Annotated in this window: 1 protein-coding gene; it reads right to left on the bottom strand. The window is 48.1% G+C overall.

Going from position 1 to position 1,143, the window contains the following annotated elements:
- Positions 1 to 303: 303 nt before the first annotated feature.
- A partial coding sequence (locus B5G09_RS13760; protein ID WP_143256584.1) for a site-specific integrase occupies positions 304 to 1,143 on the bottom strand: 840 nt, incomplete at its 5' end.

Genomic DNA, 1,143 nt, shown 5'->3' with positions numbered 1-1,143 from the left:
GCCTGATATAATCCTCCCGGGAGTTTGGGGCACTATTAATTGAGTTCCGGTCGAAAAACGACCTTGGCATAAAGATGTGCTGATTCTGGGACGGGACCGTTGAAGATTGACTTAATGAAGGAGTGCGAGTATCAGAATCAGCGTGTAAATTTGGCGAAAACAGGAATACATCTTATTTTTGCATTCGAGATGCGTTCTTTTCGGCTATGCAGAATCAAGTGATTCAGAGAATATCGCTCGTCTCCAAATCGTTAGTTCTCAACCGGCTGACTTCTGTAAATATCTCTCATTCAGTGGATATTTCTAAAGCCAAAGTCTTGCGCAATGCGTCGAGAGATTCTTGCGGATGCCGCAAATGTCGGCGATCTCCTTCAGATAGCTGTTCATCTTCTGGTTGCTGCATACGGGGAGCAGCACGCCGTGCGTCTGGCAGTAGGGGTGATCCCTGTAACGGTCGAGGATCTTTTGCGCCTCATCGAGCAGCGGAATGTTGCACATGTTCTTGGTCTTCTGACGAGCCTTGCGGATCCATATCTTGCCGTGAATGTCCGCCACCAGATGCTTCGCCTTGAGCTGTTGCACGTCCGTAAAAGCCAGACCCGTCAGGCAACAGAAACAAAAAATGTCGCGGATCTGCGCCAGCCGGGTGATGGTAATCTCCTTGTTGAGCATGGTTTTCAACTCCTGCTTTTCGAGGAATTCCCGTTCGACAGGATCCAGATGAAACCGAATTTGGGCAAAAGGATCCTTTTTCATCCACCCTTTAGATAAGGCAATGCGAACTATCTTCTTAAAATTTGCGAGGTAACGGGTGGTGGTATTATGGCTGCATTTGCGCACGGTCTTCAGATGTAGTTCGTAATCCTCGACAAACTGTCTACTCACCTCATCCAGAAAACAGTCCTCCTTTTTATAGGTCGTGCGCATAAATTCTTTGACCAAAAGCAAAGAGGTATCGTATCGTTCAACCGTACCTGGAGCAAAATTGATTCCCATCAGCACTCGGCACTTGTCATTGTGTTCCCGGAAGACCTCCATCAGCGTGTGACGGTCCGACTGCTCCTTGCCCAGATAGCGGTTCAGAATGATTTGGGCGGAGACCTCTTTCTTGTCGAGTTCGAGGTCCCTTTGAATCCGCAGAAT

Origin of the sequence: Alistipes sp. An54 (assembly GCF_002159375.1) — a bacterium.
Lineage (GTDB): Bacteria > Bacteroidota > Bacteroidia > Bacteroidales > Rikenellaceae > Alistipes > Alistipes megaguti.
This window is presented reverse-complemented; position numbering and strand designations above follow the sequence as displayed.